Source organism: Pseudomonas sp. HMWF032 (assembly GCF_003060885.1).
Lineage (GTDB): Bacteria > Pseudomonadota > Gammaproteobacteria > Pseudomonadales > Pseudomonadaceae > Aquipseudomonas.
On record NZ_QAIG01000005.1, the window covers coordinates 1,216,860 to 1,239,079 of the forward strand.

16 protein-coding genes and 1 pseudogene are annotated in these 22,220 nt (G+C 59.6%); 12 read left to right on the forward strand and 5 right to left on the reverse strand.

Features of this window, described 5'->3' with window-relative positions:
• Nucleotides 1-206 precede the first annotated feature (206 nt).
• A complete protein-coding gene (gene cysC, locus DBR00_RS08400; RefSeq protein ID WP_108486053.1) occupies nucleotides 207-794 on the reverse strand; it encodes an adenylyl-sulfate kinase in 588 nt (195 codons plus the stop codon).
• A 448-nt stretch (nucleotides 795-1,242) separates the two neighbouring features.
• On the opposite strand from cysC, the gene katG reads away from it, so the two are divergent.
• From katG to DBR00_RS21430, 4 genes and pseudogenes are all read left to right on the forward strand, one after another.
• A complete protein-coding gene (katG, locus tag DBR00_RS08405; protein WP_108486052.1) occupies nucleotides 1,243-3,417 on the forward strand; it encodes a catalase/peroxidase HPI in 2,175 nt (724 codons plus the stop codon).
• 643 nt (nucleotides 3,418-4,060) lie between these two features.
• Nucleotides 4,061-4,924 carry an MBL fold metallo-hydrolase gene (locus DBR00_RS08410; RefSeq protein WP_108486051.1) on the forward strand — a complete coding sequence of 288 codons (864 nt, stop codon included), beginning with the start codon at nucleotides 4,061-4,063 and terminating at the stop codon, nucleotides 4,922-4,924.
• Between the two features lie 48 nt (nucleotides 4,925-4,972).
• Complete coding sequence (locus DBR00_RS08415; RefSeq protein WP_108486050.1) at nucleotides 4,973-6,760, forward strand: SulP family inorganic anion transporter; 1,788 nt, start codon at nucleotides 4,973-4,975, stop codon at nucleotides 6,758-6,760.
• Nucleotides 6,748-6,904: pseudogene (locus tag DBR00_RS21430) on the forward strand (cytochrome bd-I ubiquinol oxidase subunit CydA); the annotation flags it as partial. The gene DBR00_RS08415 and the pseudogene DBR00_RS21430, both read left to right, overlap by 13 nt.
• Here DBR00_RS21430 and DBR00_RS08425 read toward each other — a convergent pair.
• Nucleotides 6,900-7,169: a metal-sensing transcriptional repressor gene (locus DBR00_RS08425; protein WP_108486049.1), complete on the reverse strand. Its 270-nt coding sequence runs from the start codon at nucleotides 7,167-7,169 to the stop codon at nucleotides 6,900-6,902. The pseudogene DBR00_RS21430 and the gene DBR00_RS08425 sit on opposite strands and share 5 nt — an antisense overlap.
• 594 nt (nucleotides 7,170-7,763) lie before the next feature.
• Between DBR00_RS08425 and DBR00_RS08430 the strand changes: the two genes are divergently transcribed.
• Complete coding sequence (locus DBR00_RS08430; RefSeq protein ID WP_108486048.1) at nucleotides 7,764-9,029, forward strand: alpha/beta hydrolase; 1,266 nt, start codon at nucleotides 7,764-7,766, stop codon at nucleotides 9,027-9,029.
• 295 nt (nucleotides 9,030-9,324) lie between these two features.
• Here the strand turns inward: DBR00_RS08430 and putA are convergent, their stop codons facing one another.
• The gene (putA, locus tag DBR00_RS08435) at nucleotides 9,325-13,266 is read right to left on the reverse strand and encodes a trifunctional transcriptional regulator/proline dehydrogenase/L-glutamate gamma-semialdehyde dehydrogenase (protein WP_108486047.1); all 3,942 of its coding nucleotides are present in this window, start codon (nucleotides 13,264-13,266) and stop codon (nucleotides 9,325-9,327) included.
• Nucleotides 13,267-14,034: 768 nt separating this feature from the next.
• On the opposite strand from putA, the gene DBR00_RS08440 reads away from it, so the two are divergent.
• The 3 genes from DBR00_RS08440 (at nucleotide 14,035) to DBR00_RS08450 (ending at nucleotide 16,146) form a co-directional block, all read left to right on the forward strand.
• Nucleotides 14,035-14,829: an outer membrane protein OmpK gene (locus DBR00_RS08440; protein ID WP_108486046.1), complete on the forward strand. Its 795-nt coding sequence runs from the start codon at nucleotides 14,035-14,037 to the stop codon at nucleotides 14,827-14,829.
• 105 nt (nucleotides 14,830-14,934) lie between these two features.
• Nucleotides 14,935-15,276 (forward strand): zinc ribbon domain-containing protein YjdM, encoded by a 342-nt coding sequence (locus DBR00_RS08445; RefSeq protein WP_108486045.1) that lies wholly within the window; start codon nucleotides 14,935-14,937, stop codon nucleotides 15,274-15,276.
• Nucleotides 15,277-15,423: 147 nt separating this feature from the next.
• The gene (locus DBR00_RS08450; protein ID WP_108486044.1) at nucleotides 15,424-16,146 is read left to right on the forward strand and encodes an ABC transporter substrate-binding protein; all 723 of its coding nucleotides are present in this window, start codon (nucleotides 15,424-15,426) and stop codon (nucleotides 16,144-16,146) included.
• 196 nt (nucleotides 16,147-16,342) lie between these two features.
• On the opposite strand, the gene DBR00_RS08455 is transcribed toward DBR00_RS08450, so the two are convergent.
• Nucleotides 16,343-17,080, reverse strand: coding sequence for a hypothetical protein (locus tag DBR00_RS08455; RefSeq protein WP_256582974.1), 738 nt, complete (start codon nucleotides 17,078-17,080; stop codon nucleotides 16,343-16,345).
• Nucleotides 17,081-17,374: 294 nt separating this feature from the next.
• On the opposite strand from DBR00_RS08455, the gene DBR00_RS08460 reads away from it, so the two are divergent.
• The 3 genes from DBR00_RS08460 to DBR00_RS08470 all read left to right on the forward strand — a co-directional run bounded on the left by DBR00_RS08460 (nucleotide 17,375) and on the right by DBR00_RS08470 (nucleotide 19,818).
• Complete coding sequence (locus DBR00_RS08460) at nucleotides 17,375-18,100, forward strand: endonuclease (RefSeq protein WP_108486043.1); 726 nt, start codon at nucleotides 17,375-17,377, stop codon at nucleotides 18,098-18,100.
• A gap of 110 nt (nucleotides 18,101-18,210) precedes the next feature.
• Entirely contained in the window at nucleotides 18,211-18,549 is a 339-nt protein-coding gene (locus tag DBR00_RS08465) for a hypothetical protein (RefSeq protein WP_256582954.1), read from the forward strand.
• Nucleotides 18,550-18,702: 153 nt separating this feature from the next.
• The gene (locus tag DBR00_RS08470; RefSeq protein ID WP_108486042.1) at nucleotides 18,703-19,818 is read left to right on the forward strand and encodes an HD-GYP domain-containing protein; all 1,116 of its coding nucleotides are present in this window, start codon (nucleotides 18,703-18,705) and stop codon (nucleotides 19,816-19,818) included.
• Nucleotides 19,819-19,822: 4 nt separating this feature from the next.
• On the opposite strand, the gene DBR00_RS08475 is transcribed toward DBR00_RS08470, so the two are convergent.
• Nucleotides 19,823-21,133 carry an HD-GYP domain-containing protein gene (locus DBR00_RS08475; protein ID WP_256582955.1) on the reverse strand — a complete coding sequence of 437 codons (1,311 nt, stop codon included), beginning with the start codon at nucleotides 21,131-21,133 and terminating at the stop codon, nucleotides 19,823-19,825.
• 218 nt (nucleotides 21,134-21,351) lie between these two features.
• Here DBR00_RS08475 and DBR00_RS08480 point away from each other — a divergent pair.
• Nucleotides 21,352-22,220 (forward strand): ABC transporter substrate-binding protein (locus tag DBR00_RS08480; RefSeq protein ID WP_218276603.1); only part of this gene is annotated, 869 nt, incomplete at its 3' end.

Below are 22,220 nucleotides of genomic sequence, written 5' to 3' on the forward strand. Positions count from 1 at the left end.
TTCCTGGAGGCCAGTTCAACGACTGGCAAAATGGCAATCCAAGCAAAGCTTTAAAGAAGGGTTCGTCGTTTCGCTGATCCAGGCGGGCAGCACAAGTCGCTAGCGAGCCAAACAGTCTCGCTTAGTGACTCACACCCCTTCACAGCCGCCTCGATCGCGGTCAGCCGGCATGCCTTGTTAAATTGGGCCTGCACTCAGGCCAAGCATCAAGCAAGGCAGTTGATAAGCTGCGCAACGCATTCCTCAATCGACTGCTCAGCGGTCCTAAGCGTCAAATCGGGCTGCAGCGGTGGTTCGTATGTAGATGTAATGCCCGTGAAGTCTGCAATTTCTCCTGCCCGAGCACGCAGATAGAGTCCCTTAACGTCCCTGGCCTCACAGACCTGAAGAGAACAGTCGAGATAGACCTCCATGAAGTCATCAGGACCGACTATACGGCGCACCATGTCGCGGTCACGTTCGGATGGCGATATAAAGGCCGCAACACAGATCACCCCAGAATCAACAAACAATTTCGCGACCTCAGCCGCGCGTCGCAGATTTTCATGACGGGCTTGCGGTGTAAAAGCCAAGTCTGCGCATAAACCACCCCGCAGATGGTCGCCGTCAAGCACCACAGAGCGCCGTCCACGCTGATAAAGCTGTGCTTCTAAGGCATACGCCAATGTCGACTTACCCGCCCCCGAGAGTCCGGTTAGCCAAAGCACCTGCCCACGCTGAGCATTGAGCAACTCGCGTTGCTTGCGACTGACGCGCTCGATTAACCGCAAGTTTGGCTCAGCACTGAGGCTCATCGCAGATCTCGCGGAACACGTGACGCCACAGCCACAGTGTTAGATAACACCAGCCTAAGCAGAAAAGAAGTCCGCATGGCACCCGCAGCAAGCGGCGCCATGGGATGCAGTGACTGTCGAAGACCGCTGACTATTGACACGTAAAACTCCCGACTACCGCCGCTATCGATGAAGGTTGCACAGATTAATTGGCGCATACGACTCACAGCAACTCGCGAATACCCCGCCAGAGTCAGGCTGATTGTTTAATGAAACTGCGGCCCAATAATTTTGGCTAACGAACCCATAGAGAATACGAATCTCCTTAACGCTCAATTGTCAAACGGTAGCTGCTAACCTCAATGGCGAATCGACACAAGGCTGCTCTGACAACCCAAGACAGCCGAGATCACACCCGCGCTGAGCGACCCGCCCAGCATCGGGCATCTAAAAACCTGAGGAGCTTGATATGGACCCGAAAAGCCAAAACACATCCGGCCAATGCCCCGTTATGCACGGTGCCAACACGGCCACTGAGCAATCGAGTGTCGCCTGGTGGCCTAACGCGCTGAACCTCGACATCCTGCACCAGCATGACAGCAAGTCCAATCCGCTCGGCGAAGGCTTCAGCTACCGGGAAGCGCTGAAGAAACTCGACGCCGCCGCGCTGAAACGCGACCTCACCGCACTGATGACCAACAGCCAAGATTGGTGGCCGGCTGACTGGGGCCACTACGGCGGCCTGATGATTCGCCTGACCTGGCACGCAGCAGGGACATACCGTATCGCCGACGGCCGTGGTGGTGCCGGCACCGGTAACCAGCGCTTTGCCCCGCTCAACTCCTGGCCGGATAACGCCAACCTGGACAAAGCCCGTCGCCTGCTCTGGCCGATCAAGAAAAAATACGGCAACAGCGTCAGCTGGGCTGACCTGCTGGCCCTGGCCGGCACCATCGCTTACGAGTCCATGGGCTTGAAGACCTTCGGTTTCGCCTTTGGCCGCGAAGACATCTGGCACCCGGAAAAAGACATCTACTGGGGTTCGGAAAAACAATGGCTGGCCCCCACCGGCAGCGAAGGCAGCCGCTACTCCGGTGAGCGCGACCTGGCCAACCCGCTGGCCGCGGTGATGATGGGTCTGATTTACGTCAACCCGGAAGGCGTGGACGGCAAATCCGACCCGCTGAAAACCGCCCATGACGTGCGCATCACCTTCGCCCGCATGGCCATGAATGACGAAGAAACCGTCGCCCTGACTGCCGGTGGTCACACCGTGGGTAAAGCGCACGGCAATGGCAATGCGAAGAACCTCGGCCCTGAGCCCGAGGGGGCGGATATTGAAGAACAAGGCCTGGGCTGGAACAACCATGTCACCCGTGGTGTGGGCGGCGAAACCGTGACCAGCGGTATTGAAGGCGCTTGGACCACCAACCCGACCCAGTGGGATAACGGCTACTTCCACCTGCTGTTGAACTACGACTGGGAACTGAAAAAGAGCCCGGCCGGTGCCTCGCAGTGGGAGCCGATCAACATCAAGGAAGAAGACAAACCGGTGGATGTGGACGATCCAAGCATTCGCCGCAACCCGATCATGACCGACGCCGACATGGCGATGAAGATGGACCCGGAGTACCGCAAAATCTCCGAGCGCTTCTACAAAGATCCGGCCTACTTCTCGGACGTGTTCGCCCGCGCCTGGTTCAAACTGACGCACCGCGACATGGGCCCGAAAGCCCGTTACGTCGGCCCGGATGTACCGGCTGAAGACCTCATCTGGCAAGACCCGGTACCCGCCGGTCGCCGCGATTACGACGTAGCTGCCGTGGCCGCCAAGATTGCCGCCAGCGGCCTGTCCATCAGCGAGCGCGTCAGCACCGCGTGGGACAGCGCGCGCACCTTCCGCCACTCGGACAAACGTGGCGGTGCCAACGGAGCGCGCATTCGTCTGGCTCCGCAAAAGGACTGGGACGGCAATGAGCCGGCGCGTCTGGCCAAAGTGCTGGCGGTGTACGAAAAAATCGCCAGCGAAACCGGTGCCAGCATCGCCGATGTGATTGTAATGGGTGGCAACCTGGCCATCGAAGAAGCGGCTAAAGCGGCCGGCGTCACCGTTAAGGTGCCGTTTGCTGCCGGACGTGGCGACGCCAGCCAGGAGCACACAGACGTTGAGTCGTTCGACGTGCTGGAGCCGCTGCACGATGGTTTCCGCAACTGGCAGAAGCAGCACTACGTGGTTCAGCCGGAGGAAATGCTCCTCGACCGCGCACAGTTGATGGGCCTGACGGCACCGGAAATGACGGCACTGATCGGCGGTATGCGTGTACTGGGCACCAACCACGGCGGCAGCCAGCATGGCGTGTTCACCGATCGGGTCGGTGTGCTGAGCAACGACTTCTTCGTCAACCTGACTGATATGGCCTACAGCTGGAAGCCGACTGGCCGTAACAGCTACGCCATCGTCGAGCGTAAGAGCGGTGCCACCAAGTGGACAGCCACCCGCGTCGATCTGGTGTTCGGTTCCAACTCGATCCTGCGTGCCTATGCCGAGGTGTATGCCCAGGACGACAGCCGCGAGAAGTTTGTGCATGACTTCGTCGCAGCCTGGAACAAGGTGATGAACGCCGACCGCTTCGACCTCGCGTAAGCATCATCCCCCGCAGGTGCAATGCCTGCGGGGGCCTGCTTTTTCTTACTCTTCACCCGCCCCTGATGGTCTGTGTCGCCATATTCGATATCACTTCATCAAAAGTGTTCGATCAATTATGCCCATGCCCCTATCAGCCTAACTTCTTAAGAACACGCATCTCTCCCGAGAACACGCCTCAAGAGGATCCTGCTGCTAGCGCTCCGCGCCATCGCATTAGCGATCTGATGCGCTGTTTCCCGGCCAGGCACCCATTCAAAGCTGGAAGCATCAGCGGATGTAATGACCAAACTGCCGTTAGGTCATACGCGCCCTGATGACGGCATCGGCAAAATCAAACCATTCCTGTCCCCCCGCTGGCGAACAACCGGGCATTGCTTGCCGATACCCCCACCTTTTAACAACGAGATAACGCGATCACAGCCTGTTGGTTTAGGCCGATTGTGACCTGCAGGTGGTCCCGCCCCCCACATTGGGACAGTCGAGCAGAAAACAAATCCTATCCCTCTCAAATACCTGAAAAATCATATCGCGCGGCTTAACAAGACCAAGCAGGCCTATTTCCTGCAAAATCTATGCACTGAACCAAGAAGTAGATACGCTCAATTTAAATACTCTAAGGGGTATAAGGAGGAGCGCAACCATGCAAGCCGTCGTCGAAACCTTTTTTGACCCTGACACCTTCACTTACAGCTATGTAGTCACTGACCCCAACACCCAACGCTGTGCGATTATCGACTCAGTACTGGACTACAACCCCGCGTCTGGCTGCACATCGCAAACAAGCGCTGATCGGCTGATCCGATTCGTGAAAGATCACCACCTGAAGGTCGACTGGCTGCTGGAAACCCATGTGCATGCCGATCACCTGTCAGCCGCGCCATATCTGAAGCATGAATTGGGTGGCCAGTTAGCTATTGGCGAAAATATCACCATCGTGCAGAACACCTTCGGCAAGCTGTTCAATGCCGGCCCTGAGTTCGCTACTGATGGCCGCCAGTTCGACCACTTGTTCAAAGATGGCGATACCTTCCAAGTGGGTAATATTCTGGCGCGTGCCATCCACACACCCGGCCATACCCCTGCATGCATGACCTATGTGATTGGCGATGCCGGCTTTGTTGGCGACACACTGTTTATGCCGGACTACGGCACCGCCCGTTGCGACTTCCCCGGCGGCGATGCGCGCATGCTGTATCAGTCGATTCGCAAACTCTTTGCCCTGCCCGGCGACACCCGCTTGTTTATGTGCCATGACTACAAGGCACCAGGGCGCGATGACTTCCGCTACCAGACCACGGTAGCGGAGCAACGCGCGCTGAACGTGCATGTGCATGAAGGCATCAGCGAGGCCGATTTTGTCGCCATGCGCAGCGCCCGCGATGCCACCCTCGGCATGCCGATGCTGATTCTGCCGTCTGTGCAGGTGAACATGCGTGCCGGGCAACTGCCGCCTGCCGAGGACAACGGCACCCGCTACCTGAAAATCCCCCTCGACATGCTCTGAGGAACTGTCCATGGATACGGCCTGTTACAGCACCCAGGTTTACACAACATGAAGCTGAGCCGCTGGCTGCCCTGCCTCGACTGGGGGCGGCATTACAATCGCCATCACGCCAGCCAGGATGGCCTGGCCGCACTGATCGTCACGCTGATGCTGATCCCGCAAAGCCTGGCCTACGCCATGCTCGCCGGGTTGCCACCGGTGATGGGGTTGTACGCGAGTATCCTGCCACTGCTGGCCTATGCCTTGTTTGGCTCCAGCCGCACCCTGGCCGTGGGGCCGGTGGCAGTGGTGTCACTGATGACCGCCGCCGCGTTGCAGCCGCTGTTCCCGGCAGGCAGTGCCGAATACATCGGCGCAGCCATGCTGCTGGCGTTGCTTTCCGGGCTGTTGCTCAGCGTCATGGCGGTGCTGCGCTTGGGCTTTCTCGCCAATTTTCTCAGCCATCCGGTGGTGTCCGGTTTTATCAGTGCCTCGGGCATCCTGATTGCGATCGGCCAACTCAAGCACCTGCTCGGCATCTCGGCATCGGGCGACAGCCTGCTGCAACTGCTTCCGCAACTCTGGCGGGGATTACCCGCCATTCACGGGCCCACCTTGCTGATTGGCCTGCTCAGCCTGGCCTGGCTTTGGTGGGCTCGGGCACAGCTGAAACCGCTGCTGCAACGCCTGGGGCTGTCTGCCACGGCCGCCGGCAATGTCGCCAAAGCCGGACCGGTGCTGGCGATCATTGTCGCGATTGTTGGCGTAACAGGGCTCAACCTGGATCAGGCTGGCGTAAAAGTGGTCGGCAGCATTCCCCAAGGCTTGCCAGGCTTGACCCTGCCTACGCTGGATCTCGACTTGGCCATGCAGTTGTTGCCTGCGGCCTTGCTGATCAGCCTGGTCGGGTTCGTCGAGTCGGTCTCAGTCGGCCAGACCCTGGCAGCAAAACGCCGTCAGCGCATCCAGCCGGATAACGAACTGCTCGGCCTCGGGACGGCCAACATTGCTGCGGCATTCAGTGGCGGCCTCCCCGTTACCGGTGGTTTCGCACGCTCGGTAGTCAACTACGACGCCGGGGCGCAAACCCCCATGGCTGGCGTATTCACCGCAGTCGGTATCGCCCTCAGTGTCATGCTGCTCACGCCATTACTGCACAACCTGCCACAGGCTGTGCTGGCCGCCACCATCATCGTCGCCGTACTCAGCCTGGTCGATCTCGCATCGCTCAAGCGGACCTGGCGCTATTCGCGCCAGGACGGTGCCGCCCAGCTGGCAACCCTGCTCGGTGTTCTACTGATTGGCGTAGAAACCGGCATCCTGCTGGGTATGGGTCTGTCACTGCTGCTGTTTCTCTGGCGCACCAGCAAGCCGCATATGGCGGTCGTGGGGCAGGTGCCGGGTAGCGAACACTTTCGCAACGTCGAGCGTTTTAGTGTGATCGAATCGCCCAGTGTGTTGTCGTTGCGGGTTGACGAAAGCCTGTACTTCCCCAATGCACGCTACCTGGAAGACCGCATTGGCGAGCTGATTGCGAGCCGTCCGCAAGTTCGTCATCTGGTGTTGATGTGTTCGGGGGTCAACCTGATCGATGCCAGTGCGCTGGACTCACTAGAGGCAATCGTCGAACGCTTGCAGACAGCGGGCGTACACCTGCATTTATCTGAGGTCAAAGGCCCGGTCATGGATCAGCTACACCGCTCCAGCTTCCTGGATGAGCTTTCCGGCCAGGTGTTTATCAGCCAGTTTGAAGCCTTGAAAACCCTCTCCCCACAAACACTGCAAACAGATCCCGCTTGTACGGAAAATCAGCGGCATTCTGCTGCTCAAGCTGGTCATCCTTCGTCGCTCAGGTGAGGTTCGTGCACACCGTATGGGCCGGTTATGTCACCGGGGCGATCTTCATGCTGGCCATTGCCAGCGACTAGCTGCTGAAAAACGCGACATGGCGTTTGCCCGCTGCTCCTCGCCATTGCCGCCGTATTCGGCCTGGCACTCACGTATATTTGGTGAAGATGGTCCGTACCTGAGCCAGCTTGTCCTGATTGCTTTGGTCAGGATTGAGGATGGCATCCTCGGCCAGGCATATGAGCATTTCCTGATAGGCCTTATCCAAGGCCTTGCGCGCGGCACTGAACTGCTGGGCGATCGCATCACATTCCTCATCGCGCCTGATCATGGCCTGAATACCGCGCACCTGCCCCTCGACACGGGCCAGGCGCTTGAGCAGCGCATCACGGTGCTGCACTCGTTCCGCATCAATCATTTCCAATGTCTACCTGAACCGCCATGTAAAGGCTCCGCGCAGCTCGCCGAGAGCAAAACCAAGGGCCTGATCGTGCGGGCAGCGTACATCAATCAGCGCCGCAAGCGCTGGTTCTATCTGCTGGCCATGCAGGCCAGGTATCGGTGGAGTTCTCCGAGCTACGCCCCTTGAGCATCGCTCGCCCGACACCCGATTTCCCACAGACTCGTGCTGTGCTCTGCAGCGTTCTGCAATGCCCACAAATGACATGCGTCTACCGCACTGGCCGAGTGCTGCCAGCACTGCATCGCCGACTTGACCGTCGCCAACAGAGATTGCGGAAAAGCGGGTAGCAGCGCCACATCTTAAGCGGTTAGCGCAGGTAACGTCTCAGCAGACGCTGAAGCGCTCAGTGGACCCAGATGAACAACCGTAATCAGCTGCAAAAACCACACAGGAAAATTTAATCCCGCAGGTATAAATGCCTATGAATTACTGGATTATTCACTGAAAACAGAAATCCTCATCGAACACCGCGCTTTCACGCCGGCCTCACTAGCCTTCAAGCGATATGGCGCGCTAGCCTGAACCTGCCTAACCCACGAGAACGCAGCCTTGCATCCTTGCTCTTTCATCCTCGCCACCATCCTGACTGCCTTGCTGGCCGGCTGCGGCGCAGCCAAACCGCTGACGCTGATGTCCACCCCGGTGATCTACCATCAAGCGGCCATCGACCCCTTTGCCCACCTGCCCGAGACCGAGCGGGTGCCGGAAGTGTCGGTGTTCTACGCCACCAATCGCGCGCCGAATACACAGGGCTATGGCAATCAGGTCAGCGACCAGCTGCACCTCGGCAGCGCCAGCGTTCGCCTGGGCGGCAGTGACGACCTGTGGCCGCAGTTGCATAGCGCATCGCTGAGCGAAACCCGCCCGCGCGACCTGCCACTGAGCCTGCTGCACACACAGGAAGACGCCCACTTACCTCTGCAGAGCGTCCGCGACACAGCGTTGCCGGCAGACGTACAGGCCTATATGGATGCGCTCAACCTGCAACTGAGCAAGGCGCGCGACAAAGAGATCATTCTTTATGTGCATGGGGCGAAAGTGGACTTCGCCAACGCCAATCAACTCACCGGCGAGTTGGTTCATTTTGCCGGGCGCGACTTCGTCGGCCTGGCGTTTGCCTGGCCGACGCACCAGAACATCATGAGTTACCTGCTCGGCATCGATGTCGAGCGCGCCCGCCAGTCCAGTCATGCGCTCAGCCAGTTGCTGGAACTGCTGGCCCGCCACAGCCACGCCGAGCGCATTAATCTGGTGGCCTACAGTGCGGGCGGACGCGTGACCTCACTGGCCCTGCAGGAACTGGCTGCCCGGCATGTCGAACTGAGCCGCGCACAGTTGCAGGCGCGTTACCGCATTGGCGCGGTGGTCTTCGCCGCCGCCGATGTGCCTGAAGAATTGTTTGAGCAACGCCTGCCCGGTATCAGCAAGATTGCAGAGCAAGTGATGATCACCGTCTCCGATCAGGACGACGCCCTGCAATACGCCCACCTGCTGATGCCCGGCGGCCCACGGATTGGCAGCAGCCAGGCCGAGGCCAGCCTGCATCGTTTCACCCAGCGCCAGCACCTGGATAACGTCAACCTGCTGGATGTGTCAGGACGTTATGCCGAGCGTGGGTTCGATATCGTCGGCCATCACTACTGGTATCGCCATCCCTGGGTCAGCAGCGATGTGATCCTGCTGCTGCGCACCAACCTCAGACCGCAGGCGCGCGCATTGACGCCTGGAGATCATCCGGCCATGTGGTACATGCAGCACGATTACCCGGTGGAAGTACGCAATGTCACCCGCCAAGTGCTCAAGGGGCAGTGGTAGACAGAGCAGAATTCGATTACAGATAGGCACAGCAGATGGCGGCCGATGTGGAACGGAGCCGGTCGCTCCGTCCCGCACCCACCGGGTAGGTGGGTACCGTGCATCGAAATGCCAGAGAGAAGAAACCCAACACACCGGGCGGGTAGCCCACCGTTGCCGGATGTGCGCTGGGCGCTGCATAAGAGCCAGGGCCGTCTGCAGCATCAGGTGGAAAACACCTGAGGGTGGCGGTAAGCCGGTGTTGCCAACCACCCCGGCCGGCGAGCCGGTCAGGGTGGGATGCTCGTAGAACCGATTAGCCGATGGTCATCAGGCTGGCGTTACCGCCCGCGGCGGCTGTGTTGATGCTCAGGGCGTGCTCGATCAGCAGGCGCTCCAGCGGAATATCCGTCTCGCCTTTGTGCAGACCATGCACACCAATAATCGCGCCGGGACGCTGAGCGGCCAGTTGGCAGACTTCGCGCAGTTGATCGGAGTCACCGTGATGGAGGATGGCGTCGAACACCGTTTCGCTCTCGCTCCACTGGCTAAGCACGGTGATGCGTTGCTGCACAGCCTTGGGCAGTGCGGCAAACAGCTCGCGGGTCAGCTCGCTTTCCTGCCACAGCACCTGGCAACCCACGGCCAGAGCCGCCGCCAATTGTGTCAGCAAGTCACTGCGCTCAGCAGCCAGGCACAGCACATGTTCGCGCGGCAACAGGCTGTAGCTGTTGCGCTCGCCGGTTGGGCCGTTAAGCATCTGCACGGTGCCGCTCTGCGCCAGCCCAACGTACTGCGCACTGAGTGCACTCAGGCTCGGCTCATGCTTGGCCGCCCAATCCTGCAGTGCCTGAATCACCTTGGTCTGCTCGGCCGGACGCTGAATTTCGCCCTTCTCCTGCTGCAATTGCTTAGCCACCGCATCCTGCGGACGGGTTGCCAGCAGGCGGTACATGTACAGCGGGCCACCGGCTTTCGGGCCGGTGCCGGACAGGCCTTCACCGCCAAATGGCTGCACGCCGACCACGGCACCGACCATGTTGCGGTTCACATACAGGTTACCGACCTTGGCGGTGTTGACCACTTGCGCAATGGTTTCGTCGATGCGCGTGTGCACGCCAAGGGTCAGGCCGTAGCCACTGTCATTGATCTGCTGCAGCAGCGTGCCCAAGTCAGCACGCGCATAACGCACCACGTGCAGCACCGGGCCGAAGATTTCGCGCTGCAACTCAGTAAAGCTGTCCAGCTCGATCAGCGTTGGCAGCACAAAGGTGCCGCGCTTGATGTCGTCACCGGCAACGCGCGCCAGCTGGAAGACCTTGCGGCCTTTCTCGCGCATCTTCTCGATGTGCTGGTCGATATTGCCCTTGGCTTCCGCGTCGATCACCGGGCCGATATCAGTGCTCAGGCGCTCCGGGTTGCCCAGGCTGTATTCGGCCATGGCGCCCTTGAGCATGTTGATCACGCGGTCCGCCACGTCTTCCTGCACGCACAGTACGCGCAGGGCTGAGCAGCGCTGGCCGGCGCTGTCGAAGGCCGAGGCCACCACATCGACCACCACCTGTTCAGTCAGCGCTGAGGAATCGACGATCATGCTGTTGAGGCCGCCCGTCTCGGCGATCAACGGAATAGTGCGCCCTTGTGCATCCAGGCGACCGGCGAGGTTGCGCTGGATGATGCCCGCCACTTCGGTGGAACCGGTGAACATCACGCCACGCACGCGCTCGTTGCCGATCAGGCCAGCGCCGACAGTTTCACCACGACCCGGCAGCAGCTGCACGGCGCCGCTCGGCACACCGGCATCCAGCAGAATGCGCACGGCTTGCGCGGCGATCAGCGGCGTCTGCTCAGCGGGCTTGGCCAGCACGGTGTTACCGGCAGCCAGCGCAGCAGCGACCTGACCGCTGAAGATGGCCAGCGGGAAGTTCCACGGGCTGATGCACACCACCGGGCCTAGCGGGCGGTGGCTGTCATTGCTGAAGTGATTGCGCGCTTGCGCCGCGTAGTAGCGCAGGAAGTCAACCGCCTCGCGCACTTCGGCGATGGCGTTGGCGAAGGTCTTGCCGGATTCACGCACCAACAAGCCCATCAGCTGCTGCATTTCCGCCTCCATCTGGTCGGCGGCGCGATCCAAAACGGCGGCGCGCTCAGCCGGCAGGGTCGATTGCCAGATCTGCCCACTCGACACTGCGCAGAGCACGGCGTTGCGCACATCCTGCTCGCTGGCCTCATGCACATAACCAACGATGTCGCGGTGGTCCGCCGGGTTGCGTACCGGCTGCGCCTCGCTCAGCTCAGGTGCTTCACAACCGAGCAGCGGCATGGCCTTGTAGGCATTGTTGCTGCTGCTCAGCAGCGCCGAGGACAACGAACCGAGGCGGTGCTCGTTGGCCAGGTCGATGCCTTCGGAGTTTAAGCGGGCATCGCCATACAGCGCACGCGGCAGGGCAATGCGTGGGTGTGGCAGGCCAAGGCCGCCTTCCTGCGTGGCCATCTGCTCGACCTGCTGTACCGGGTCGAGCACCAGCTCCTTGATCGAAATGCTGTGGTCAGCAATGCGGTTGACGAACGAGGTGTTCGCGCCGTTTTCCAGCAGACGACGCACCAAGTAAGCCAACAGGGTTTCATGACTACCCACCGGTGCATAGATGCGGCACGGACGGTTCAGCTTGCCATCGGCAACCTTGCCCACCACCTGCTCGTACAGCGGCTCGCCCATGCCATGCAGGCACTGGAACTCGTACTGACCGGGGTAGTAGTTCTGCCCGGCCAGTTGATAAATGGCCGACAGCGAGTGGGCGTTGTGGGTGGCGAACTGCGGGTAGATGGCTTCCGGCACGGCCAGCAGTTTGCGCGCGCAGGCGATGTAAGAAATGTCGGTGTAGGGCTTGCGGGTGTACACCGGATAGCCTTCCAGGCCTTCGACCTGGGCGCGCTTGATTTCGCTGTCCCAGTACGCGCCTTTTACCAGGCGGATCATCAGGCGGTGACGGCTGCGCTTGGCCAGATCGATCACGTAGTCGATCACGTACGGGCAGCGCTTCTGGTAAGCCTGAATCACAAAGCCGATACCGTTCCAGCCGGTCAGGGCCGGGTCGAAGCACAGGCGCTCCAGCAGATCGAGGGAGATTTCCAGGCGGTCGGCTTCTTCGGCGTCGATGTTCAGGCCGATGTCGTACTGTTTGGCCAGCTTGGTCAAGCCCAGCAGGATCGGGTACAGCTCGTCCATCACCCGGTCGTACTGGGCACGGCTGTAACGCGGGTGCAGCGCCGAGAGCTTGATCGAAATGCCCGGACCTTCGTAGATGCCACGACCGTGCGAGGCCTTGCCGATGGCATGAATGGCCTGCTCGTAGGACGCCAGGTAGCGCTTGGCATCTTCATCGGTCAGGGCCGCTTCACCGAGCATGTCGTAGGAATAACGGAAGCCTTTGCTTTCCATGGTGGTGGCGTTGGCCAGGGCTTCGGCGATGGTTTCGCCGGTGACGAACTGCTCGCCCATCAGGCGCATGGACATGTCCACGCCCTTGCGGATCAACGGTTCACCGCCCTTGCCGATGATGCGGTTGAGTGAGGTCATCAAGCCGGCTTCGTTGTGCGTGGCCACCAGTTTGCCGGTGATCAGCAAGCCCCAGCTCGCGGCGTTGACGAACATCGACGGGCTGTTACCCAGGTGCTGCCCCCAGTTGCCGTTGCTGATCTTGTCGCGGATCAGCGCGTCACGGGTGGCCTTGTCCGGAATACGCAGCAGCGCTTCGGCCAGGCACATCAGCGCCACACCTTCCTGCGAGGACAACGAGAATTCCTGCAGCAGCCCCTGCACCAGCCCCTGACGGCCGCCAGCGTTCTTCTGGTTGCGCAGCTTTTCGGCGATGCTCATGGCCAGGGTGTTGCTTGCCTCAGCCATGTCTTTCGGCAGACGCGCCTGCTCCAGCAGCATTGGCACGGCTTCGGTTTCCGGACGGCGATAAGCGCCGGTAATGGCGGCACGCAGCACTGACTGCGGCAGGATGCTTTCGGCGAAGTCGAGGAACACCTGCAAACCTTGCTCAGTCAGGTTTTCCACCACTTCTTCGCCCGCCACAGCGGCCAGGCCCGAGTGCTCAGCAGGAGTCAGGCCACCCTCGATCTGCTCCAAATAATTGAAGATCGCCTGCTTGATCAGCCAGTGAGGGGTGCGGTCAATCGACTGTGCAGCCTGCTTGAGGCGATCACGGGTTGCATCATCGAGCTTAACGCCAAGGGTAGTGGTGGCCATTGGTTTGTCCTGTTATGAGCGTGGAGCACGGCAGATAAGCGCCGGGAGCAATGCCTGAGCGTCGCCCGCGAAGGCCTCATGGAGGTGGCGCCATGGGTGACGGGTCACAAAAAACTGGCAAGAGATTAAACCTCATAAGGCGCAAGGTGCAACTAGGTACAACCAAACAAAACCGTAGTTATCTATGCCACTCAGCAGCCCGCCATTCGCCTCCCCCTCGGAAAAACCCAGCACTGACAAGGCTCTGGCAAAAAATACCTGCTGCACCAGGAAAACGCTCTTATTAAAAAATGCAGAGCACCCGACGACAGGTACAACCCAAGCGCATACAAGGTTGCACCACAACCTTTAATCACGCCTTAACTGAGCAAAGCACAACAGGCCTCTTTCCGCGCAGTGACCGACGCAGTGCGCAGACAGTTAGCGCCCCCAGGCGCTGGACAATAGACAACGGTACTCCCCCAGCTGGTAACAGGAACGTGGCGACCCACTGAACCGACATGACTGACAACAATGACACAGCGCGAAACACGCCGCTGCGCACCAACTTAATGCTGAAGCTGTCCAGCCAGTCAGTTAATAGTGCATTCGCGGCATTTACATCCCTTACAAAACCACTAAAGTGCGCCCCGCGCCATCAAACAGCCTCGTGCAGAGCCTACACCGCACGTCACTGGACGATTTGGCCTCGTTCTTGCTGAAACACCGCCAGCCTGACCACTCAGACAGGTTTAAAACTAGATATCAGCACTTGGGGAGCACCATTCAATGAACCGCACTCTTTCCTCTCTCGCCATGGCCGCTGGCCTGTTGGCGGGCAGCCAGGCCATGGCAGGTGACCTGCTGCACTGGCAAAACAACAGCCTGAGCTACCTCTATGGCCAGGACTACAAGATCGATCCGGAAATCCAGCAGACCATCACCTTTGAACACGCCAGTGGCTGGAGCTTTGGTGACCTGTTCTTCTTCGTTGACACCATCAAATACAACACTGACGCCACCAATGGCGCGGGCGATGGCCATACCTTCTATGGTGAGCTGTCGCCGCGGCTGTCCTTCGGCAAGCTGTTCGATAGCAAGCTGGAATTGGGCCCGATCAAAGATGTGTTGCTCGCCACCACCTACGAGTTCGGCGAGAACGATGTCGACTCCTACCTGATCGGCCCTGGCTTCGACCTGGCCATTCCAGGCTTCGACTACTTCTCGCTCAACTTCTACAACCGCACTACAGACGGCAAGCGCGACGGCGACAATGTCTGGCAGATCACACCGGTATGGAGCTACACCATCCCAGTTGGCACATCCGATATCGTGATTGACGGTTTCATGGACTGGGTGGTGGACAACGACAAGAACTACCACGCCAACCTGCACTTCAACCCGCAGATCAAATACGACCTAGGCAAGGCGATGAACTGGGGCGAGAAGCAACTGTATGTGGGTATCGAATACGACTACTGGAAGGACAAGTACGGTATCGACAACGACAGCTTCCTCGGCGACGTGATTCTCGATGGCACAGATCAGAACACCGCCAGCCTGTTGGTAAAAGCGCACTTCTGATACCCGGCACCTCGTCAGCAGCCGCAAGGCGGCTGATGAGGGCAAAAACAGCTAAAACCCTATACACTATGCGGCCTTTATTCTTTGCCCGAACAAGGACTCGCCGTGAGTACGCTGCCGCCCTGCCCCAAATGCAATTCCGAATACACCTACGAAGACGGCGCTCAACTGGTCTGTCCGGAATGCGCCCACGAATGGACCGCTGACGGCGCCACGGATGCACCAGATGATGCCAAAGTGATCAAGGACTCGGTGGGCAACGTACTGCAGGATGGTGACACCATCACCGTCATCAAGGATCTCAAGGTCAAAGGCTCATCCCTGGTGGTCAAGGTAGGCACCAAGGTCAAAGGCATCCGCCTGTGTGATGGCGACCATGACATCGACTGCAAAATCGACGGCATCGGCGCAATGAAGCTGAAATCCGAATTTGTGCGCAAGGTTTAACTCAGCCTGCCGCCAGAAGCCCCGGCCCATGTCGGGGCTTTTTTATGCCTGTAACAATTGAGCCACGGGTTAGCCCTGCAGGCACTGCGTAATTGACTAGCATCAATAACGAACACTCCGCTCACCAACGTTTTGCCGGAGGCTCTCATGCGAATGACTGCGCTGTACCTGATGCTATTGCTGCCCTGGTCGTTACAGGCTGAAGACTGGCATGTGGTGGGTGACGAACAGTTTGCCCCTTACAGCTATGTCACCCTTGAGGATGACCAGCCGCACGGCCTGGATGTCGAGTTGGTCGAGGCCGTGTTGCAGGAGGCCAAGATTGCCTACAACCTGCGACTGTACCCCTGGGAGCGCGTCAAGCGCATGCTCGACCGCAGTGAAGTCGCCATGGCCTTCCAGTTTGCGGGCACCCCGGAGCGTATGCAGCAGTATGAGCTGGTCGGGCCCATTCGCACTGGCTCGACGGTATTTATGACCACCGGCAAGACGGCCATCCATGACTGGCAAAGCCTGGATGACCTGTCGCAGTATGTGATTGGCCAAGTCCGCGGATACGCCTACCAATCAGACTTCGATAAAGCCGATTTGCGGCGTGACACCAGCGCACAGAATCCGCGTCAACTGGTGTCCATGCTGCTGGCCGGGCGCATTGACATTATCGTCGGTGATCGGGTGCAACTGATGTATTTCGTGCGCGAACAACGCGCCGAACAGGGTGTGCGCATCCTGCACAAACCACTGGTAGAAATGCCGCGCTATGTAGCCTTTGCCAAAGGCGATCATGCCCGCGCCAAAGTATTCGCTGATGCCCTGGAGCGGCTGAAGCAGGCCGGCAGTCTGAATACCATCTACCAACGCTGGAACTGACGGCGAAACATGCATGCCGCGTCGCAGCGCCTATCGCCTGCGTGTTGCTCTGCGTCTACGGCGTGGTGAACGGCCGCAAGCATCAGTGGAAACGATCCCCCGAAACGCTCAAAGCACAGAGCTGCAAACATCTGCAACCAGATTGCAGGGCACAGTCGACTCCAGGACGAAGGTCTGGAGATAACCTAGCAGGACACTACTGCACCGGCAGGAAGTTCAGGAATAACAGGCCCTGCGCATAATTGACGCCCATGCGCCGGTAACGCTCATCCAGAACGTCGGTAAGCAGGTCCAGACGCGCGACGATCTTGCCGAATTCCACGGCATAGCTGAGGTTGTGCCCATCCGCAGAAATCTCGTTGGACAGCAGCCACGGCTTGCCACCGGCATCGGTACGACGAGCCAGCATCCAGCTGGCTGTTTCCATATTGCGCGCGGCGTTGTGGATGAATTGAGGATCCAGCGTGTCACTCAGGTAATACTCGGTACGACCGCCATGGGCCGTGATCAACATGCTGGCCAGGGAGTAGATAAAGGCTCCAACCCGGTCCCCCTGGTACTCGGCGCTCAAGGCATAGCTCAGCGCCGCAATGTCGGTACGCCCACCCAGTTGTGGCAGCGGCTGATCCAGCTCAATGGCACGATGCACCGCGCGCTTGGCCGCCTCGGCATCAGGCAGGCCAGTCTTGCGCCATTCGCGAGGGTTACGCAGGTAGAGCTTGTCCATCAGGCGATAGAGGCTGTTGAGGTTATTGCGCATGCCCAAGGTGGCCATGCGGTCGGCGTGGCTCTGAAAAAACTCGGTGGGTTTGATCGGGCTGCGGTTCTCGATAATGGCCTGATGATCCTGCCGCGAAGCGCAGCCGCCCAACATCAGCAGCGTAACCACTACCAGCCCGGCCACAGCCCCGTAACGCAGCAGCATGGCCGACATGCTGTGGGGGCGCATTTCCAGCCTGGGTAAACGCTGCACAGTGTTCATCAGTGGAGGTCATCCGCTGCGGTGTGGTGAGGTAACGCTAGCAACAAAATCCAGATCGGCCAGTTTTTCTGCCCAAAGGCATGACTTACTGCGCAATCAAGCACCTAGCGATACAAGCTCAGGTTGTGCCCGAAGAGTGCTGCTCGGGCGGAATAAAATTGAAATCCGCCACCCACACCCGACAAAAGCCCCGTAACAGAGCGCTTTAAGCGGTATGATCCGCGGCTTTTTGCCGCCGAGAAGCCCATGCTGCGCCTGCTTGTCCTGTTTTGCCTGCTATTTACCCTGCCTGCTCACGCCGAAGCCCCGCAAAGCTTCAACGCCGCCAAGAAAATTGCCTGGCAGATCTACGCCACACGCCCTATTACGTTCTACTGCCAGTGCAGCTACAGCGGCAACCGCGTCGACCTCAGCAGCTGTGGCTACCAGCCGCGCAAACAACTGCGCCGCGCCCAACGCGTGGAATGGGAACATGTGGTACCTGCCTGGGTGATCGGCCACCAGCGCCAGTGCTGGCAACAAGGCGGACGCAAGAACTGCGCACGCAACGACGCCCGCTTCAAGGCCGCTGAAGCCGACCTGCACAACCTGGTGCCCAGCATCGGCGAAGTGAATGGTGACCGCTCCAACTATGCCCTTGGCATGCTCAGCGAGAAACCCAGCCAATACGGTGCCTGCCCTATGGTGGTCAATTTCAAGGGCAAGATCGCCATGCCGCCACAACACGCGCGAGGGGCATCGGCACGCATCTACCTGTACATGGCCGAACGCTACCAGCTGCGCCTGTCTTCGCTTGACCGGCGAACGTACGAAGCCTGGAATCGCCAGTACCCGGTCAGCGAATGGGAACGCTGGCGCAACCAGCAGGTTGGCTGTGTGATGGGGCACGGCAACCCCTACGTTGGCACTTATGACCCTAACCAGTGCCAACCACTGCAACGTGCCAGTGCAGCGGGTAATCGCCGAGGCTAGGCCAGACCTTGCTCTTTACACAGGATTTACATTGCCTTGCGAAATGCCGGCAATCCCGCGCAGTCGAACACAGTGACCGGAGCAGACCGGCACACAAAGGAGTTTCGACCATGCACGCGCGTTCCCCCCTCATCACCGGCCTGATCGCCAGCCTGGCCTTCGCCGGTGCCCAACAGGCTCTGGCAGCCGACCGTGGCGATGTGGCCGCGGGTGTAGTAATCGGCGCCATCCTTGGCGGTGTCCTGGTCAGCCAGCGATCCGCGCCGGCCTACGAACCACAACCGGTCTATCGCGCCCCACCGCCCGTGGTTTATTACGAACCGCGGCCTGTTTACTACGAGCCACGCCCGGTCTACTACACACCCGCGCCGGTTTACTACGTGGCCGAACCGCGATATCCGCACAACCATTGGCGCAAAACCCAGCGCCGCCACCACGACGACTGGTAAACGAAGCCCCGCTCCTGCGGGGCTTCGTTTTAGGGGCATAGCGTCGATTAACTGACTGGGCCGACCTAGGCTGCGCAGGTCCGCACACTACGTTGGCAGCCTTGCCTATGACGGCTACGCTCACAGCAGACACGCCTGAAGGGGAAACAAGGAATGTCACAGTTACATGACTTGCAGGATCAAAGCCCGCTGCAGCACAAACTGCACCACCTGCTGCAAACCCTGCAACTCAAGTACCCGCATGTGCAGCGCCTGGCCATCGCCCTGTATGACCATGGCAGCGATTGGGTAAAAACCTTCGTCGCCGTTGAGGACGGTCCCAATTCATTGCCCTTCTACCACGCCAAACTCAAGGACACCACCTGGCTGCAAGCCGTCGCCGTCAACCAGACACCACGCGTGATCAACGACTTTGCCCTGTTGCAAGGCAACCAAAAACAACACGTCCAGGCACTGTTGGATGCGGGCTATCGCTCCAGCTATACCCTGCCAATGTGCGTCAATGGCTACTTTTTCGGCTTTGTGTTCTTCAATGCCCGCAGCAGCGATGTCTTCCAAGGCATGCTGCTCAGTGAGCTGGATGTCCTCAGCCACCTGGCCAGCCTGATGGTCTACAACGAGCGCTCCAGCGTACGCACCTTGCTGGCCACGCTTAAATCCGCCATGACCCTGACCCACGCCCGCGACCCGGAAACCGGCAACCACCTTGAGCGCATGTCCCGCTATTCGCGGCTCATCGCGCAAAAACTGGCCGGCCCACGCGGCCTGGACGACAGTTTTGTGGAGCACGTTTACCTGTTCGCCCCCTTGCACGACCTGGGCAAAATCACCATCCCCGACCGCGTGCTGCTCAAACCGGGCCGGCTGGATGAGGATGAACAGCGCATTATGCGCCAGCACTCACGCGCAGGTTTGGAACTGATCGATCAGCTACTGGCCAACTTCGGCCTGGCCAGCGTCAGCCAGGTGGGCATGCTGCGCAACATCGTCCTGCACCACCATGAACTCTACGACGGCAGCGGCTATCCGGATGGTTTAAGCGGTGAAACCATTCCACTGGAGTCGCGCATTGTCACGGTATCCGATGTGTTCGACGCGCTAACCAGTGACCGCCCCTACAAATCCGCCTGGCGCAATGAAGACGCCTTTGCCTGGATGACGGAGCGCTCCGGCACGATGTTCGACCCCGATTGCCTGCACGCGCTACTGGCCCAAGCCGACGACATCGTGCACATCCAGCATTGCTTCCGCGAGAACGTCTTCGGCTAAGACTTTACTCCACGGACGGTTCAGCCTCGTGGTTGTAACGCTGCCAGTGAGCCAACAATTCCGGCACTTCGGCCTCATCATCCAGACTGGCCAGCTCGCGGTTATCCAGCAACGCCTGCACCTGTGGATCACACAGACTCAAGCCCATCGAGCCATCGGCTAAACAGGCGGTGATGCGATACGGCTGCGACTGCGCGTCGGTGCAGATTTTCGACAAATCCAGAAAGCGCGGCGCGCAGCGCTGGCCCTCTGCATCAATCAGCACCGCCACCTTGGGCCGCAATTGCAACTTGGGGTGTTTCTCCAGCACCAGGCCAATCTCGCCCGTGTGCAATTCCACCAGCGTGCCAACCGGAAAGATGCCCAGCCATTCGATAAAGCGCATGACCAGTTCGGCATCGAAATGGCTGTCGCGGCAATCCATCAGCACCTTGAAGGCGTCTTTGACGCTGCGTGCATTGTCGTACACGCGCCGGCTGGTGATGGCATCAAAGCAATCAATGATGCTGATGATGCGCGTGAAATACGGGATTTGCGCCGCGCCCAGACCGCGCGGATAACCTTGCCCGTCAAGGCGTTCGTGATGCCCGTGAGCCACATCAATGGCGATCGACGGCAAGTCGCGGTGGCTGAGCAGCAGCTTATAGCCGAGCACCGCATGCTCCTTGATGTGCTCAAACTCGTCGGCCGTCAGTTTGCCCGGCTTGTTCAGCACCAGTGGATCGACACGGATCTTACCCACATCGTGGAGCATGCCGCTGATGCCGAGCTGCTCCAGGCTCTCGCCCACCAACCCGAGGTGATGGCCAAACCCCATGGCCATGATCGACACCGACAGGCAATGCTGGCTGGTGTACTCATCCTGACTTTTCATGCGCGTCAGCCAGAGCATGGCGCTTTCGTTACGCAGCAGGCTTTGCAAGTTTTCCTGCACCACCTCGCGGCACGCCAGCGTGTTGATGCCGCGCCCAAGCTGGATGTCAAAAAACACATCCTTGATCAGCTGCGAACTCTTGTCACGGTTGCGCCGCGCCTGCTGCATCTCTTTGGATAACGGCGCACGCTTGTGAGACGGGGGCGCGTCCGGCCCACTGGAAGAGGGCATCAGGCTGACCTTGACGCGCTGAAACTCATCGATAAATACGTACTGGCAGCACTCCTGCACCGCCCGTAAATCCTGCACCGTGAGCAGCGGAAAGCCCTGAAACAGAAACGGCGTTTCCCGCCAGGGGCGGTCCACCTCACAGACAAACATACCGATTTCAAGCTGCGACACATCCAACTTGCGGCGTTTAAGGCGAATGCTTTCGTACATGGACAAGGCTCGTAACGGCGTGCCCATGCAGTGTAGAAGCTGCGGCACGTCAATTCGAGCGCAACACACTGCGGCACAGATCCCGCCGCACACAGCGGATTCGCATACAGACACGGGCTAAAACACAGATGGGGCATGGCCATCACTCGCCGGGATGGTTACCCTCACATCAGCAACCCGTTTTTCACCGCCCCAACCACAGAAAGAGAGTCACCGGTTTGACCGTACGGCGCGTCCTTTTAACCCTGCTAACCAGCTGCCTGTGCAGCACCTCCGTGGTGGCGGCTGAGCCCATACGCCTGGTCGGAGACGAGTTCTGCCCCTATAACTGCGACCCCGCCAGCGGCAAACCCGGCTACATGGTTGAAGTGCTGGAAGAAATCTTTGCGGCACAGGGCCTCACCATCAACTACCGACTCAAGCCTTGGTCACGCGCCGTACAGGTGGTGGCTAACGGTGGTGCGCAGATCCTTCTGGCCAACACGTACAACAGCGCCCCTGATAAACGCCTGCAACTGGTTATGGGCGAAGACAGCACCTGCTTTCTGACCCGGCACACTGACCCCTGGCGTTTCACGGATATTGCCGCGTTGCAACAGCACCACATCGGCGTCATTCAGGGTTATCACTACGATGCCGGCGGCCCGCTCGACCAGTACCTGCGCAGCAACCACCCGCAGGTGTACCAGGCCAAAGGCGAGTTACCCCTGCGCAGCCTGATGTCGATGCTGCTGCAAAAACGCATTGATCTGGTGCTGGATAACTGCAACGTGCTCAAGCGCAAAGTCAGCAAAATGGGAATTGCTCACCTCACCCGCCTGGCAGGCGTACTGCCCGGCTACCGTGCCAACCTGCACATTGCCTTGTCACCGGCCGACCCTCACGCCGCAGAACGCCTCGAGATGCTGCGCACGGGCCTGAATGAACTGCGCCGCAACGGACGGCTCGCGCAAATTCTCCAGCGCTACTCAGTCAATGACTGGCAAACACCCCCCCCCCTGAGCCTGATTACACGCCTACCGCCTACCCGATCATCCGCCTTGCCGACGTCCCGCACCCCAGCACGCAACCCAACAGCACGCAGAGC

Excerpts from the sequence above, each read along its gene's own strand:
- cysC (WP_108486053.1), bottom strand. The coding sequence starts at position 794 with ATGAGCCTCAGTGCTGAGCCAAACTTGCGGTTAATCGAGCGCGTCAGT.
- katG (WP_108486052.1), top strand. The coding sequence starts at position 1,243 with ATGGACCCGAAAAGCCAAAACACATCCGGCCAATGCCCCGTTATGCAC.
- DBR00_RS08410 (WP_108486051.1), top strand. The coding sequence starts at position 4,061 with ATGCAAGCCGTCGTCGAAACCTTTTTTGACCCTGACACCTTCACTTAC.
- DBR00_RS08415 (WP_108486050.1), top strand. The coding sequence starts at position 4,973 with ATGAAGCTGAGCCGCTGGCTGCCCTGCCTCGACTGGGGGCGGCATTAC.
- DBR00_RS08425 (WP_108486049.1), bottom strand. The coding sequence starts at position 7,169 with ATGATTGATGCGGAACGAGTGCAGCACCGTGATGCGCTGCTCAAGCGC.
- putA (WP_108486047.1), bottom strand. The coding sequence starts at position 13,266 with ATGGCCACCACTACCCTTGGCGTTAAGCTCGATGATGCAACCCGTGAT.
- DBR00_RS08440 (WP_108486046.1), top strand. The coding sequence starts at position 14,035 with ATGAACCGCACTCTTTCCTCTCTCGCCATGGCCGCTGGCCTGTTGGCG.
- DBR00_RS08450 (WP_108486044.1), top strand. The coding sequence starts at position 15,424 with ATGCGAATGACTGCGCTGTACCTGATGCTATTGCTGCCCTGGTCGTTA.
- DBR00_RS08455 (WP_256582974.1), bottom strand. The coding sequence starts at position 17,080 with ATGTCGGCCATGCTGCTGCGTTACGGGGCTGTGGCCGGGCTGGTAGTG.
- DBR00_RS08460 (WP_108486043.1), top strand. The coding sequence starts at position 17,375 with ATGCTGCGCCTGCTTGTCCTGTTTTGCCTGCTATTTACCCTGCCTGCT.
- DBR00_RS08465 (WP_256582954.1), top strand. The coding sequence starts at position 18,211 with ATGCACGCGCGTTCCCCCCTCATCACCGGCCTGATCGCCAGCCTGGCC.
- DBR00_RS08470 (WP_108486042.1), top strand. The coding sequence starts at position 18,703 with ATGTCACAGTTACATGACTTGCAGGATCAAAGCCCGCTGCAGCACAAA.
- DBR00_RS08475 (WP_256582955.1), bottom strand. The coding sequence starts at position 21,133 with ATGTACGAAAGCATTCGCCTTAAACGCCGCAAGTTGGATGTGTCGCAG.